The organism is Streptomyces sp. NBC_01451, from assembly GCF_036227485.1.
Classification (GTDB): Bacteria; Actinomycetota; Actinomycetes; order Streptomycetales; family Streptomycetaceae; genus Streptomyces.
The window spans coordinates 7,596,098-7,609,305 of sequence record NZ_CP109479.1 but is presented as its reverse complement, the minus strand read 5'-3'; the positions used below and the strand labels follow the sequence as shown (position 1 = coordinate 7,609,305).

The window sequence follows — 13,208 nt, the reverse complement described above, 5'->3', positions numbered from 1 at the left end:
AAACTATGAAGTTGTGGGGGGTCAGCGGCGGGCGTACGGGGCCCAGCCATCCGTACCGTTCAGGTAGTCGGCCACGGTGTGAGTGGCCGCGTCGGCTTCGCTCAACTGCGGCCGGTCGGCGGTCACTTCGGCACCTGGGCCGTACGTCCGGTACTCGGTGAAGCGAGCGTCCCGCCACGAGAAGCCGCTCATGTCGGTCCACGGCGAGGCCTTGATCGCGGCGGGCAGTTCGGTCTCCCGGAACAGGACCTGGGCGATGGCGTTCGGCTCGCCGCCCGGGTGCCAGGGCCTGCCGAGGTGGAAGGATCCGGCGGGCGCGTCGCTCACGATCTTCGAGCGGGTGATCAGGAAGCCGTACGGATTGCCCGTCCAGGTCGAAGCGGCGGTGATGTACCCGTTGTTGGTGGTGGAACCTCGGCTCAGCGCGCGGATCACCGACCGCTCGATGACGGTCGTCGCCCGGCCGTAGACGAAGTCGACGTCGCCCTCGATGTACGAGTCGCGGACGTAGACGCGGCTGATCACGTCCAGCTTGGGGCTGTCGGTCATCAGGGTGTCCTGGTTGCCCAGGAAGGCGGTGTTCTCGAAGACGATCCGGTCGCCGGTCGTCTTCATCGCGAGCGCCTGCTCGCCGTTGAGCACGACCGCGGCCTCGTCGAAGTCGTTGCTGAAGGTGAGGTTGCGGGCGGTGACGTCGCTCGCGGCGATGCGTACCGTCGCGCTGCCCGTCGAACCGCCGTACTCGGCGGGCGTGTCGAAGACGATGACGGTGTCGGAGCGGTTCCGGCCGGTCCCCTGGAGCAGGATGTTCGACTTGCCGACCGGGATGAAGACCTTCGCACGGTACGTTCCCGGCGCGACGGCGATGGTCACCGGCCCGGTGTTGCCGACGGGCACGGCGTCCACGGCGGCCTGGACGGTCGGGTAGTCGGCGGGGACCTGGAGCGTCACCGCGGCGCCGATCCGCCGTTGCGGCCCGGAGAAACGCTTGACCAGCGCGGGCACGGCGGCGGCCGGGTCCAGCCGGTACGCGTAGAAGTCACGGGGTTCGAAGGCGGTGCCCCACTCGTCCTGCCGTCCGGTGACGTGCTTCAGGATCGACCCGCGCTGCACCAACTCGGCGGTGGCGTCCGCCTGGTAGGGATGCTGGACACCGTCGTAGTAGCTGTTCTCGATGACCATCCTGGTCCTGCCGCGCGACCAGTTGCCGTACGTCCAGACGGGATCGCCGTCGGAGACCTGCGCCGACACGTAGTTGTTGTAGAGGTGGGCGTAGGCGCAGTTGTCGGCGGACGGGTTGCGCTGCTTCGTGCCGGTGAACCAGTTGTGGTCGATGGTGATCTGGGTGAGCACGTTGGGCGTCCAGCCGATCCCGAACGCCTTGTTGTGGTTGGTGAACTGGTTGTTGGAGACGGTGATGTACCGGCTGTCCTTGCGGATGTCGAGCAGTCCGTCGCCCATGTGTGTGAAGCGGTTGTGGTCGATCCAGACGTGGTCGACGGTGTCCATCTGGATGGCGTCGAAGTCGGTCGTCTTGCCGTCCCAGTCGCCCTCGACGTACGAGTCACGGATCGTCAGATTGCGGATGATCACGTCGCTGGTGCCGGGGTTGAGGTGCAGCTCGCCGTGGACGATCTCGCCGGTGTCACCGACACCGATGATCGTCTTGTTTGAGGTGACGACGACATCCGCGCCGAAGGGCGCCACGTCTATCGAGCCCGCGACCCGGATGACGTACGGCTCCTCGGCCGCCGCGTACTTCACCAGCGAGGCCTGGTCGGTGACCGTGACGACTTTGCCGCCCGCGCCGCCGTCGGTGCCGCCGTCGAGTGAGGCGAAACCGTGGGCCCGGTCGGTCCAGCGGGGGGCCGCCGGTGCGGTGCCCTCGGCGGTGGAGGGAACGGCCGTCACGGAGGTGGCGGCCGTCGCCTCACCGGCCGCCCCGAGGGCCAGAGCAGCCACCAGGGCCACGACGGTCGCCAGGGTTCTGCCGACGGCGACGGGGCCACCGGCGCCCGGTAAGCGCTTGCTAGGGAAGTGCGTCATTGCGGCTCCCAACAGGCATACGAATAAGGTGAGTTATGGAGAGGTGACGCTGAACCGCGTGAACGTGGCCGCGCCGGCGTGTCCCCCGCCGACGGGTGCGAGTGCGAAGAGGCCGAGCAGGGCGCCGACCCAGCGCCAGGGGGTGGCGGCGAACACCGGCCCGGACGACTCCCAGCCGTCCCCGGCGCCGACGTCGTACGCGAACCGGCAGCGCGCCCCCGCCCCGATCGCGATCCGCAACCGGACCCGCCCCTCGGGGGCCGCCTTCGGACGGCCGGCGTCCCGTTCCCGGTCGGCGACGGACTCGGCGAACCGGTGGACGAGCCGGACCGTCCCGTCCTCCGCCCGCTCCAGACCGATCCAGCCGAAGGAGTCGCCGAGCACGGCGAGCCCGGCCCGCGCCCCGGGCTCCTCGCTGTCGAGCCGCAGCTCCACCTCGGCCACGCATTCGACGCCGGGCAGCCGCTGGGTGAGGACGTTCGGGAGTTTCCGCAGGTCATGGGCGTCGGCACTGCGTACGCAGGTCAGCCGTAGCCCGTCCCCCGAGTGCTGGGTGGCCCAGCCGTCCTGGGGGTTGGCCGTCCACTGCCACTGACGGCCGTACCGTCCGCCGGGGAAGTCGTCGTCGGTGGCGGGCGCCGCGGGCGTCTGCACCGGCAGATCGGGCTTGCGGTGTACGGCGACGGGGGTGCCGGAGTCACCGAGCACGGGCCAGCCGCCCGCACCCCCCGGCTCCTCCGCTCCACCCCAGCTCATCGGCTGGAGGTGCACGACACGGCCGTACGGGCCGCGCTGCTGGAAGTGGAGGAACCAGTCCTCGCCGGACGGGGTGCGCACCCAGCCGCCCTGGTGAGGCCCGTTGACGTCGGTGTCCCCCTGCTCCAGGACGATCCGCTCCTCGTACGGCCCGAAGAAGTCACGGGAGCGGAAGGCGCCCTGCCAGCCGGTCTCCACTCCCCCGGCGGGTGCCAGGATCCAGAACCAGCCGTCGTGCCGGTAGAGCTTCGGGCCCTCAAGGGTGAACCAGCCCGGGATGCGGTCGCCGTCGACGATCACCTTTCCCTCGTCCAGAAGTCCCGTGCCCTCGGGGTGCATCCGGTGGCCGGTGAGCCGGTTCTTGATGCCCGAGCGGGACCTGGCCCAGGCGTGCACGAGGTACGCCTCGCCGGTCTCCTCGTCCCACAGCGGGCACGCGTCGATGAGGCCCTTGCCCTCCTCGACCAGGTGCGGTTTGGTCCAAGGACCACGTATCTCCGGGGAGTTGACCTGGAAGATACCGTGGTCGGGGTCGCCCCAGAAGATCCAGAACCGGTCGTCGTGATGCCGGAGCGAGGGCGCCCAGACACCGCAGTCGTGGCGCGGGACCCTGAACTCGGCCGCCGGGCGGAGGCGTTCGAGGGCATGGCCGACGAGGGTCCAGTTGACGAGGTCCCGGGAGTGCAGGAGGGGCAGGCCGGGCGCCCTGCCGAAGCTGGACGCGGTGAGGTAGAAGTCGTCACCGACGCGGACGACGTCCGGGTCGGACCAGTCGGAGTTCAGGACCGGGTTGCGGTAGGTCCCGTCGCCGAGATCGGCACCGGTGATCACGCGCTCACCGCCTTCCGTACGAGAGCCGCGGCCTCGCCCCGGTCCAGGCGCCCGTCGGCGACGACCGTGACGATCCGGCGTACGGCGGTCTCGCCCGCGCCGATCGGCAGCCGCTCGGCGAAGGCGAGCGAGGAGCCGACCCCCGGGTACTCCTCGGCCCGGACGAACCACGGGTCGCGGCGCGTCTGTTCGGTGGCGCCTGCGAAGACGAGCGTCCAGTTGCTGCCGGCCAGGGCGAGCCAGTCGGCACGGGTGCCGTGGACCGCGGACTCGCCCTCGGCGTCGGGCGTGAAGACGTCGGGGGTGCCGGCCTCCTTGCGCGCCCGCCAGAAGAAGCCGCCGTAGGCCGCGCCGGGGCGGCCGTTGGTGGCGGGGCTGCCGATGGAGAGGGGGGCGTCGGTGATGTTGGTGAGGGAGAAGGTGAAGTCCAACGCCCAGGCGGAGCGGGTGAGTTCGGTGGCGGCGACCGTTCGCCGCTCGCGCAGCAGCTCGGCCGGGCCGACCATCCAGCGCAGTTCCTCGACGAAGCCGTCGGGGTCCCGGAGCTGGTAGGCGGTGTGCCGCTGGGCGCCGTGGTTGTCCAGCTCGGTCGGCCCCTGGTCCCGTACATAGGTGCGCCCGCCCCAGAAGTTGTTCCCCTCGACGTCGGGTATGGCGACACCGACGCCGAGGTGGTGGGTGTGGTCGGCGGGGCTGAGCTCGGTGACAGCGGTGCCGGCCAGGGTGGTGACGGGGTGCAGGTACGGGCGGGGCGCGTGGCGGAGCGGCAGCTCCGGCCGGCCGGTGTAGCGGCCGACCGGGCGGCCCGCGATCCGCAGGACCAGCGACTCGTTGGGCATCTGGTTCATCAGGTGCTCACCTCTTTCGGGAGCGCCCAGGAGGCGCCCAGCTCGGAGTAGAGGGAGAGGGTGTCGGCGGCGGCAGCGACGAGGCCGTCGATACCGGGGACCACTCGGCGGCGGGTTTCCCCGGGCATGAACTCCCAGGCTTCGGAGGGGAGTTCGGCCGGGTCGGGGGCCTGGCGGATCGCCTCGACGACCCGCATGAACGCACCGGTCGCGTCGGGCACGACCAGCAGTTCGGCGCCCTCGGTGAGATGGTCGACGAGGTTCTCCAGCAGGTCGGTGCGGTCGTACTCGTACTCCTCCGGGCCGTGTCCGGAGCGCTGGAGGAGCACGCGGTCCTGCTTGTACCAGAAGGTGATCCGGCCGCTGGTGCCGTGCACGAGGACGTACGGGTCGTCCGGGTGCTCGGCGCACAGGGTCGCGGCGACGGTGACCGGGACGCCGTTCGCCGTGCTGACGCGGACGCACGAGGTGTCGTCGGACTCGATGTCGTTGGCGCGCAGCAGCTCGGTCTCGATGCCGGTGACGTCCTCGGCGCGGGTGGTGCCGCCGAGGACGAGGCCGGTGGCGACGGCGTGCGCGAGCGGGTTGGTGAGCACGCCGTCGATGACGTCCACTCCGTTCAGCCTGCGCTTGCCCGCCCAGGGCGCGCGCCGGTAGTACGCCTCGTCGCGCGCCCACGCGCCCGCCCCGCCGACGCCGGTCACCGTGCCGATGGCGCCCTCGGCGATCAGTTCCCGGATCGCCGGCACGGCGTGCGACCCCAGCGACTGGAAACCGATCTGGCAGGCGACCCCGGCCGCGGCGACCCCGTCGGCCATACGCCGGAACTCGGCGTACGACGGCGCCGGCGGCTTCTCCAGCAGCAGGTGCACGCCCTTCGCGGCGGCGATGAGCGCGAGGTCGGTGTGGGTGGGGATCGGCGTGCAGATCACGGCGACGGCGGCGCCGGTGGAGTCGAGGAGCGCGCCGAAGTCGGCGGACTGCTCGGGCGTGCCGAGCCCGTCCAGCTCCTCGTCGGTGAGCGGGGTCAGCTCGCAGACGCCCGCCAGCCGTACGAGCCCCTTGTCCTGGAGCCGGCGGATGTTCGCCAGATGCCAGTGCCCGTGGCCGCGCGCTCCCGCGAGCACTACCGGAACCGGTGTCGTCAGGTGTGTCGTGTTCATGTGAGCCTCCCTGCGCCCGCGCCGCGTGCCACCTCTCGGTCGGCCGTGTCGGCGCTGTCGATCTTTGTGTGCAGGGTAGGCGTCCAGCCGACGTCGGCCGTGAGATCGCGCTCGCTGCCCGAGTTGTAGGCGTTGTGGATGGTCAGAAGATCGACGGGGAAGCCGTTGAAGAGGGTGCCCGTCTGGTGCAGGGCGGTGCCGTTCCAGCTCTTGACCAGGTCGGCGGCCTCGACGTGCCCCGGGGTGGTGAAGGCGTTGTTCTCGGCGTACACGGCGGACTCGGTGGACACACCGACGGAGTAGCGGTAGTCGTCGCCGTGGTCGACGAGGTAGCGGTTGTTGTAGACGTGCACCTGTCCGAAGCGGACGCGCGGGGCGCGCTGCGTCACCGAGCGGAACTCGTTGTGGTGCAGGGTGACCCGGAGTTTCCCGCGGTCGCCGGTGGCGGTGTCGCCGGAGCCGATGAGCATCGCCTTGTCGTGGTCGGCGAACCGGCTCCAGGAGACGGTGACCAGGTCGGAGCGGTTGGTGATGTCCAACAGGCCGTCGTGGCGCAGGTAGTTGCGGGCGAAGTAGGTGGGCTCGTCGGCGTCCGGGTGCCCCTTGTCGGAGGCGGTGACGTGGTCGACCCACACATGGGTGGCGCCGTTCAGCCAGAGGTTGTCGTAGGCCGTCTTCCAGTCGCCCAGGCCACCGGAGTTGGGCTGCCAGACGGGGAAGCAGTCGTAGGCGTCGCGGAGTTCGAGGTTGCGGACGATCACGTTGTCCGCGTTCCTGACCTGGAGGCTCGCGCCCTTGAGGACGGCGCCCGAACCGAGCCCGACGACGGTCGTGTTGGAGCCGACGGGCAGCACGACCCGCTCGGCCTGCCGGGCCGCCGCGGCCTGCCGGGCCTCCTCCGCCGCCCCGCTCGGCCTGGCGGAACCCCAGGTGCGGGGGTCGTACGCGGCCAGGTATTTCCGGACCGTGTAGCCGGTCCCGGACGCGTAGTCACCACACCCCAAGTGCCCACCGTCATCAGTGGTGTTGGCGTCAATGACCCCTGCGATGCGGATGATCTTCGGGGTGGTGCTGCCGGCGTCGAGGGCGCGGACGAGTTCGGCGCGGCTGCGTACGGTGAACACGTGGGCGTCGTCCGCCGCCGCGCCGCCGGTGGTGCCACCGCCGGCGGCGGCCCAGCCGTCGTTCGCCGGCAGGGTGTCGCGGCTGACGTCGCGGGCGTCGGCGCCGGCCGGGGTGCTCAGTACCGCACCCAACAGGGCGATGGCGGCGGCGACTTGCAGAACGCGTCTCATCCCTTCACCGCCCCCGCGCTGAAGCCGGTGATCAGCCACTTCTGGATGAAGGCGAAGACGATGACCACGGGTACGGCGGCGATGATGCCGCCCGCCGCGAGGGCGCCCAGGTCGACGCTGTCCGCGCTCATCAGGGTGTTGAGGCCGACCGGGATGGTCTGCTTGCCCTGGTCGCTGAGGAACATCAGGGCGAACAGGAAGTGGTTCCAGGAGTGCACGAAGGCGAAGGAGCCGACGGCGATCAACCCGGGCCGCAGCAGGGGCAGTACGACGATACGGAACGCGGTGAAGCGGTTGCAGCCGTCGACCCAGGCGGCCTCCTCCAGCGAGTACGGCACGTTCTTGATGAATCCGCTGATGAGGATCATCGACAGCGGGAGCTGGAAGACCGTCTCGGCGATGATGACCGCGCCCAGCGAGTTGATCATCTGGAGCTCGGCGAAGATCTGGAACAGCGGCACCAGCAGCAGGGCGCCCGGCACGAACTGGGAGCAGAGCAGGGCCAGCATGAAGGCGCGCTTGACCTTGAAGTCGAAGCGGGCGAGGGCGTAGCCGCCGGCCAGGGCGACGAGCGTCGTCATCACCAGCGTGGCGACGCCGACGAGGATGCTGTTCTCGAAGTACGTGCCGAAGCTTCGCTCGGTCCACACCTTGTCGAAGTGGTCGAGGGTCATCGGCCAGGGGACCAGGGAGGTCGAACCGGCCGGGCGCAGCGCGAAGAGGAGGATCCAGTAGAAGGGGATGAGGGTGAAGACGAGGTAGATCCCCAGGGGGAGGTAGATCTGCCAGCGCGGGGCCTCGTCCCAGGCGCGCCGCTGCTTCCTGGTCGGGCGCGGCGGCTCGGGAACGTCGTCCACGGGCATGGGCACGATCACGGTGGCTTCCTTGGTGATCACTTGTTCTCCCCTCCGAACTTGCTCAGCCGCAGGTAGACGATCGAGAAGAAGAGCAGGATCACGAACGCGACCGTGGTGAGGGCCGACGCGTAGCCGAAGTTGTGGGCGTCGACGCTGGTGTTGGCGATGTAGAGCGGGAGGGTCGTGGTCTCGCCGGCCGGTCCGCCGCCCGTGAGGGTGTAGAGGAGGTCGACGTTGTTGAACTCCCAGACCGCGCGCAGCAGCGTGGACAGGACGATGGCGTCCTTGAGGTGCGGCAGCGTGATGTGCCAGAACTGCTTGATCCGGCTGGCGCCGTCGACCTCGGCGGCCTCGTACAGGTCCTTCGAGACGGACTGGAGGTCGGCCAGGATGAGGATCGCGAAGAAGGGCACGCCTCGCCACAGGTCGGCGACGATCGCCGCCGGGAACACGGTCGACGTGTCCGACAGCCAGCTCGTGCCGTACGTGCCGATGCCCGCGTCGGCGAGGTAACGGGTGATGCCTGTCTGGGAGTTGTAGAGCAGCACCCAGATCGCGGAGGTGAGTACGCCCGAGACGGCCCAGGGCGAGAAGACCAGCGCGCGGCCGATCGACCGCCCCACGAAGGTCTGGTTGACGATCAGCGCGAGCGCCAGACCGAACATCAGCTGCAGGCCGACCTCGACGACGACCCACTTGCCGCTGAAGACCAGCGTGTCCCAGAACTGGGGGTCGTCGGTGAAGGCGTGCGTGAAGTTGTCGAGACCCGCGAAGCCGTTGCGCCACGGCTTGGTGGGGTTGAAGTTCTGCAGGCTGTAGTAGAAGACGCTGATGACCGGGTAGGCGATGAAGCCCACCATGAGCAGGGCTGCCGGTGCGATCAGCAGATACGGGAGCCTTCGCGGCGTCGCGGAGGCACGCCGCCGCCGGGGTGGCGTGGGCGGTTTCGCCACGACTGCGGCTTGGGCCATGACTGTTCTCCGTTCTCGGTACGTCGTGCGTGCGTCGTGCCTGCGTCGTGCCTGCGTCGTTCAGGAAGCGCTTTCTCCTTGTGCAGGGGTGTGCGCTGCCGGGCTTGTCCGGTCAGCCCGCGTACGGGTCGCGCACCTTGCCCGGCCTGGCCAGGAACTCGAAGTCGCAGCCGGTGTCGGCCTGCGTGATCTGCTCGTTGTAGAGCGCCCCGTAGCCGCGCTCGTACCGTTCGGCCGGAGGCGTCCACTCCGCCCGCCTGCGCGCCAACTCGTCTTCGTCCACGTTGAGTTGGAGCGACCTTCCCTCGACGTCGAGGGTGATGGAGTCCCCGGTGCGGACGAGCGCGAGCGGCCCGCCGACATGCGACTCGGGGGCCACGTGCAGCACGCACGTGCCGTAACTCGTGCCGCTCATCCGGGCGTCGGAGATCCGCACCATGTCCCGTACGCCCTGCTTGAGCAGGTGGTCGGGGATGGGCAGCATCCCGTACTCGGGCATGCCCGGGCCGCCCTTGGGACCGGAGCCGCGCAGCACCAGGACCGTGTCGGCGGTGATGCCCAGCTCGGGGTCGTTGATGGTGCGTTGCATGGTGCGGTAGTCGTCGAAGACGACCGCGCGCCCGGTGTGCTTGAGCAGGTGCGGCTCGGCGGAGATGTGCTTGATGACCGCGCCGTCCGGACAGAGGTTGCCGCGCAGGACGGCGACCCCGCCCTCGCTCGCGACCGGCCTGTCGCGCGGGCGGATCACCTCGTCGTTGTGCACCTGCGCGCCGTCGAGCTGCTCGCGCATGCTGTCGTACGACACCGTCGGCCGGTCCAGATGCAGCAGGTCGGTGATCCGGGAGAGGAACCCGGGCAGGCCGCCGGCGAAGTGGAAGTCCTCCATGAGGTACGTCTGTCCACCTGGCCGTACGTTGGCGAGCACCGGTACGGTCCGCGCGATGCGGTCGAAGTCGTCGAGGGTGAGCCGGACGCCGGCCCGGCCCGCCATGGCGATCAGATGGATCACGGCGTTGGTGGAACCGCCGAGGCCGAGGACGGTCGTGACCGCGTCGGTGAAGGCGTCGGCGGTGAGGATGTCGCTCAACTTGCGGTCCTGGTGGACCAGTTCGACGATCCTCAGACCCGACGCGGCGGCCATCCGGTCGTGCCCGGAGTCGACGGCGGGGATGCTGGACGCCCCCGGCACGGTCACGCCGAGCGCCTCGGCGGCGGCGGTGAGCGTGGACGCCGTGCCCATGGTCATGCAGTGCCCGGGGGAACGGGCGAGGCCGCTCTCCAGCTCCGTCATCTCGCAGTCGCCGATGAGCCCGGCGCGCTTGTCGTCCCAGTACTTCCACATGTCGGTGCCGGAGCCGAGGATCTCGTTGCGCCAGTGCCCGGGCAGCATGGGCCCGGCGGGCACGAACACGGCCGGCAGGTCGACGCTGGCCGCCCCCATGAGCAGGGCGGGCGTGGACTTGTCGCAGCCGCCCATCAGGACGGCCCCGTCGACCGGGTACGAGCGCAGCAGCTCCTCCGTCTCCATGGCGAGGAGGTTGCGGTAGAGCATGGGGGTCGGCTTCTGGAAGGTCTCACTGAGCGTGGAGACCGGGAACTCCAAGGGGAATCCGCCCGCCTGCCACACGCCCCGCTTCACGGCCTGCGCCCGGTCACGGAGGTGCACATGACAGGGATTGATGTCCGACCAGGTGTTGAGGATCGCGATGACGGGCTTGCCGAGGTGCTCCTCGGGGAGATAGCCGAGCTGGCGGGTGCGGGCCCGGTGACTGAAGGAGCGCAGCCCGTCCGTCCCGTACCACTGATGACTCCTGAGCTCCTCCGGCGCTTTGCGCGCCTGGTCGGGCTTCATATCGACCACCCGGCGGCAATCTCGGCGACCTCGGCGCGTTCGTTCTCGGGCAGCGCGCGGCTCGGCGGGCGGACGTCGCGGCGGCACAGGCCGAGGGAGGCGAGGGCCTCCTTGACGACGGTCACGTTGTTCGCGGAGGCGTTGGCGGCGCGCAGTTCCTCGAAGCGGCGGATCTGCTCCCAGACCTTCATGGCGCCCGGGTAGTCCCCCGAACGGAGCGCTTCGATCATGTTCAGCGAGACGGCCGGGGTGACGTTCACCAGGCCGGAGGTGAAGCCGGTGGCGCCGGCCGAGAAGTAGGAGGGCGCGTAGGGCTCGGCGAGCCCGGCCACCCACACGAAGCGTTCGAGCCCGGCGTCCCGTGCGAACGCGGCGAACCGGGCGGCGTCCGGGACGGCGTACTTCACGCCGATGACGTTCGGGCAGACGTCGGCGAGTTCGGCGAGCCTGAGGCCGCTCAGCGAGGCGTTGCGGATGTACGGAACGACCCCGAGTCCGGGCACGGCCTCGGCGATGGCCCGGTGGTAGTCGACCCAGCCGCCCTCCGAGACGTACGGGTGGATGGGCTGATGGACCATCACCATCGCGGCCCCGCAGTCCTGGGCGTGCCGGGCGGCGGCCACCGCGGTCGGCACGTCGTGCCCGACGCCGACGAGGATCACGGCCCGGTCGCCGACCTCGTCGACGGTCAACTCGGTGACCAGGCGCCGCTCTTCGGGAGTCAGGGTGTAGAACTCGCCCGTGTTGCCGTTCGGCGTGAGGGTGGTGATGCCGCCGTCGAGGAGTCGGCGCAGCAGGGCCCGGTGGGCGGGCTGGTCGACGGTACCGTCCTCGGCGAACGGGGTCACCGGGATCGCCACCACGTCGGCCAGGGCCGCCCGTTGGGCCTCGAACACCACGCCGCTCATTCCTGACCGTCCTCTCCCTGGGCCTCGGACTCCCCTGAGGGGTAAGCCCGTTGCACGAACGACTCGATATGCGCGTGCAGGGCGCGCGCCGCGCCGTCGGAGTCACCGGCGAGGGCGAGCCGCAGGATCTCCCGGTGCTCGTCCGCTTCCCGCTCCCAGGAGGGGTTGGCGGCCCAGGCGACGGCGGAGACCAGGGCGGCCTGGTCGCGCACCTCGTCGAGCATCCGGCCGAGCAGCGGATTGCCGCACCGGACGTACAGGGAGCGGTGGAACTCCCGGTTGGCCAGGGAGCGTTCGGCGGTGTCGGTGGCCTCGTCGGCCCGGGTGAGCGCGTCACGGGCGGCGTCGAGCGAGGCGCCTCTGCGCACGGAACGCTTGAGGGCCTCCGGCTCCAGCAGCAGCCGTACGTCGTAGACCTCGCGCGCCATGTCCGCGTCCACCATGCGCACCGTGACGCCCTTGTACTGGTTCATCACGACGAGTCCGGTGCCGGCCAGCGTCTTGAGCGCCTCGCGCACCGGGGTCTTCGAGACCCCGAACTGTGCGGCGAGCTCGGTCTCGACCAGGGCCTGACCCGGTGTCAACTGCCCGGTGAGGATGCGGTGTTTGATCCCCTCCAGCACGAACTGCGTGCGGGACGGGATCGGCGTGGGCACAGAGGTCATGCGTGCCTCTCGGATCTTGACGGACCTGACCCACCGGATCAGATCTCGCGTATCGGATCTCACATATCGCGTCTCATATATGACGTACGAAGTACGACGGCTTGAAGGTAGGAGGGGTGCCGTGTTTCGTCAACGCTTCCGACAAAGAAACAAATGAAGACGCGTGATGCGGGGGCCGCCGCGCGGGTCAGATGAGCTTCGTGGTGCCTTCGTACGCGGTGTCGGTGGGCCCGCCGAAGACGGCGGCGGCCCGGTCGGTGGCCGCGTCGGGAGTGAGCGTGGGCCCGACGTGGGTGACGAGCAGCGAAGCGGCCCCCTTCGCGTATGCCCCGGCGTCCTCCGGCGTCAGATGCACCTGTTCGCCATCGCTATCGTCATGCCGGTCGATGTCGGCCTCGCACAGGAACAGGTCGGCGCCCCGGGCGAGTTCGCCGAGCGCGTCGCAGGGGCCGGTGTCCCCCGAGTACGCGAGAACCTTCCCCTGCGACTCGGCGCGCAGCCCGTACGCCTCCATGCCGTGGGAGACCGCGCGGGTCGTCAGCCGCAGGTTCCAGTGCCGGACGGCATGGCCGTCGTACAGCGGCCTGAAGTCGAGGATTCCGCTCAGGAAGCCGAGGTTGGGCTGCCCGAAGAATCCCGCGATCCGGCGCGCGCACTCACGGGGCGCGTAGACGGGAATCGGCGCGGGCGGGGTCAGCCCGCCGTACGCGAACCCGTACACGGCGGCGAGCAGATCGGCGTTGTGGTCGGCGTGCAGATGGGAGATCCAGATCGCGGTGAGCCGTGCGGGATCCGTGTGCCTCTGCAACTCCGCGAAGGTGCCGGGCCCGGCGTCCACCCACACCTCGGCACCGCCGCCGCGCACCAGATAGCCGGAGCAGGGGCGTCCCGGCTCCGGATGCGGAGAGGCGGTGCCGAGGACGGTGAGGCTCAGGGGCATGCGGGGAGCGTACGGGGCGGCGCGGGCAGGTGTCCGGGGATTCGCAGGCCGCGCAGGCAGGGGGCGTGGCCCGCTC

11 protein-coding genes are annotated in these 13,208 nt (G+C 70.2%); all 11 read right to left on the bottom strand.

The window, feature by feature from the left end; all coding sequences use genetic code 11:
• Window positions 1-21: 21 nt before the first annotated feature.
• On the bottom strand, window positions 22-2,046 hold the full coding sequence (locus OG595_RS33505; protein ID WP_329278592.1) for a pectinesterase family protein: 2,025 nt from the start codon (window positions 2,044-2,046) through the stop codon (window positions 22-24).
• Window positions 2,047-2,079: 33 nt separating this feature from the next.
• Window positions 2,080-3,633 carry a glycoside hydrolase family 43 protein gene (locus OG595_RS33500; protein ID WP_329278590.1) on the bottom strand — a complete coding sequence of 518 codons (1,554 nt, stop codon included), beginning with the start codon at window positions 3,631-3,633 and terminating at the stop codon, window positions 2,080-2,082.
• On the bottom strand, window positions 3,630-4,481 hold the full coding sequence (locus tag OG595_RS33495; RefSeq protein ID WP_329278587.1) for a PmoA family protein: 852 nt from the start codon (window positions 4,479-4,481) through the stop codon (window positions 3,630-3,632). The genes OG595_RS33500 and OG595_RS33495 overlap by 4 nt, the downstream gene beginning before the upstream one ends.
• Complete coding sequence (locus OG595_RS33490) at window positions 4,481-5,644, bottom strand: Gfo/Idh/MocA family protein (protein ID WP_329278586.1); 1,164 nt, start codon at window positions 5,642-5,644, stop codon at window positions 4,481-4,483. Before OG595_RS33490 ends, OG595_RS33495 begins: the two co-directional genes overlap by 1 nt.
• Window positions 5,641-6,939, bottom strand: coding sequence for a pectate lyase family protein (locus tag OG595_RS33485; protein ID WP_329278584.1), 1,299 nt, complete (start codon window positions 6,937-6,939; stop codon window positions 5,641-5,643). The genes OG595_RS33490 and OG595_RS33485 overlap by 4 nt, the downstream gene beginning before the upstream one ends.
• Window positions 6,936-7,835 carry a carbohydrate ABC transporter permease gene (locus OG595_RS33480; RefSeq protein ID WP_443073267.1) on the bottom strand — a complete coding sequence of 300 codons (900 nt, stop codon included), beginning with the start codon at window positions 7,833-7,835 and terminating at the stop codon, window positions 6,936-6,938. Before OG595_RS33480 ends, OG595_RS33485 begins: the two co-directional genes overlap by 4 nt.
• Entirely contained in the window at window positions 7,832-8,767 is a 936-nt protein-coding gene (locus OG595_RS33475) for a carbohydrate ABC transporter permease (RefSeq protein ID WP_329278582.1), read from the bottom strand. Before OG595_RS33475 ends, OG595_RS33480 begins: the two co-directional genes overlap by 4 nt.
• 112 nt (window positions 8,768-8,879) lie before the next feature.
• Window positions 8,880-10,619: an L-arabinonate dehydratase gene (araD, locus tag OG595_RS33470; protein WP_329278580.1), complete on the bottom strand. Its 1,740-nt coding sequence runs from the start codon at window positions 10,617-10,619 to the stop codon at window positions 8,880-8,882.
• Window positions 10,616-11,527 carry a dihydrodipicolinate synthase family protein gene (locus OG595_RS33465; RefSeq protein ID WP_329278578.1) on the bottom strand — a complete coding sequence of 304 codons (912 nt, stop codon included), beginning with the start codon at window positions 11,525-11,527 and terminating at the stop codon, window positions 10,616-10,618. Before OG595_RS33465 ends, araD begins: the two co-directional genes overlap by 4 nt.
• Window positions 11,524-12,192, bottom strand: a complete 669-nt coding sequence (locus OG595_RS33460) for a GntR family transcriptional regulator (protein ID WP_329278576.1) — start codon at window positions 12,190-12,192, stop codon at window positions 11,524-11,526. The genes OG595_RS33465 and OG595_RS33460 overlap by 4 nt, the downstream gene beginning before the upstream one ends.
• A gap of 187 nt (window positions 12,193-12,379) precedes the next feature.
• Window positions 12,380-13,132: an MBL fold metallo-hydrolase gene (locus OG595_RS33455; protein ID WP_329278574.1), complete on the bottom strand. Its 753-nt coding sequence runs from the start codon at window positions 13,130-13,132 to the stop codon at window positions 12,380-12,382.
• Between the last annotated feature and the right edge of the window lie 76 nt (window positions 13,133-13,208).

Coding starts and splice junctions, on each gene's coding strand:
- OG595_RS33490 (WP_329278586.1), bottom strand. CDS start 5,644: ATGAACACGACACACCTGACGACACCGGTTCCGGTAGTGCTCGCGGGA.
- OG595_RS33455 (WP_329278574.1), bottom strand. CDS start 13,132: ATGCCCCTGAGCCTCACCGTCCTCGGCACCGCCTCTCCGCATCCGGAG.
- OG595_RS33475 (WP_329278582.1), bottom strand. CDS start 8,767: ATGGCCCAAGCCGCAGTCGTGGCGAAACCGCCCACGCCACCCCGGCGG.
- OG595_RS33465 (WP_329278578.1), bottom strand. CDS start 11,527: ATGAGCGGCGTGGTGTTCGAGGCCCAACGGGCGGCCCTGGCCGACGTG.
- OG595_RS33495 (WP_329278587.1), bottom strand. CDS start 4,481: ATGAACCAGATGCCCAACGAGTCGCTGGTCCTGCGGATCGCGGGCCGC.
- OG595_RS33505 (WP_329278592.1), bottom strand. CDS start 2,046: ATGACGCACTTCCCTAGCAAGCGCTTACCGGGCGCCGGTGGCCCCGTC.
- OG595_RS33485 (WP_329278584.1), bottom strand. CDS start 6,939: ATGAGACGCGTTCTGCAAGTCGCCGCCGCCATCGCCCTGTTGGGTGCG.
- araD (WP_329278580.1), bottom strand. CDS start 10,619: ATGAAGCCCGACCAGGCGCGCAAAGCGCCGGAGGAGCTCAGGAGTCAT.
- OG595_RS33460 (WP_329278576.1), bottom strand. CDS start 12,192: ATGACCTCTGTGCCCACGCCGATCCCGTCCCGCACGCAGTTCGTGCTG.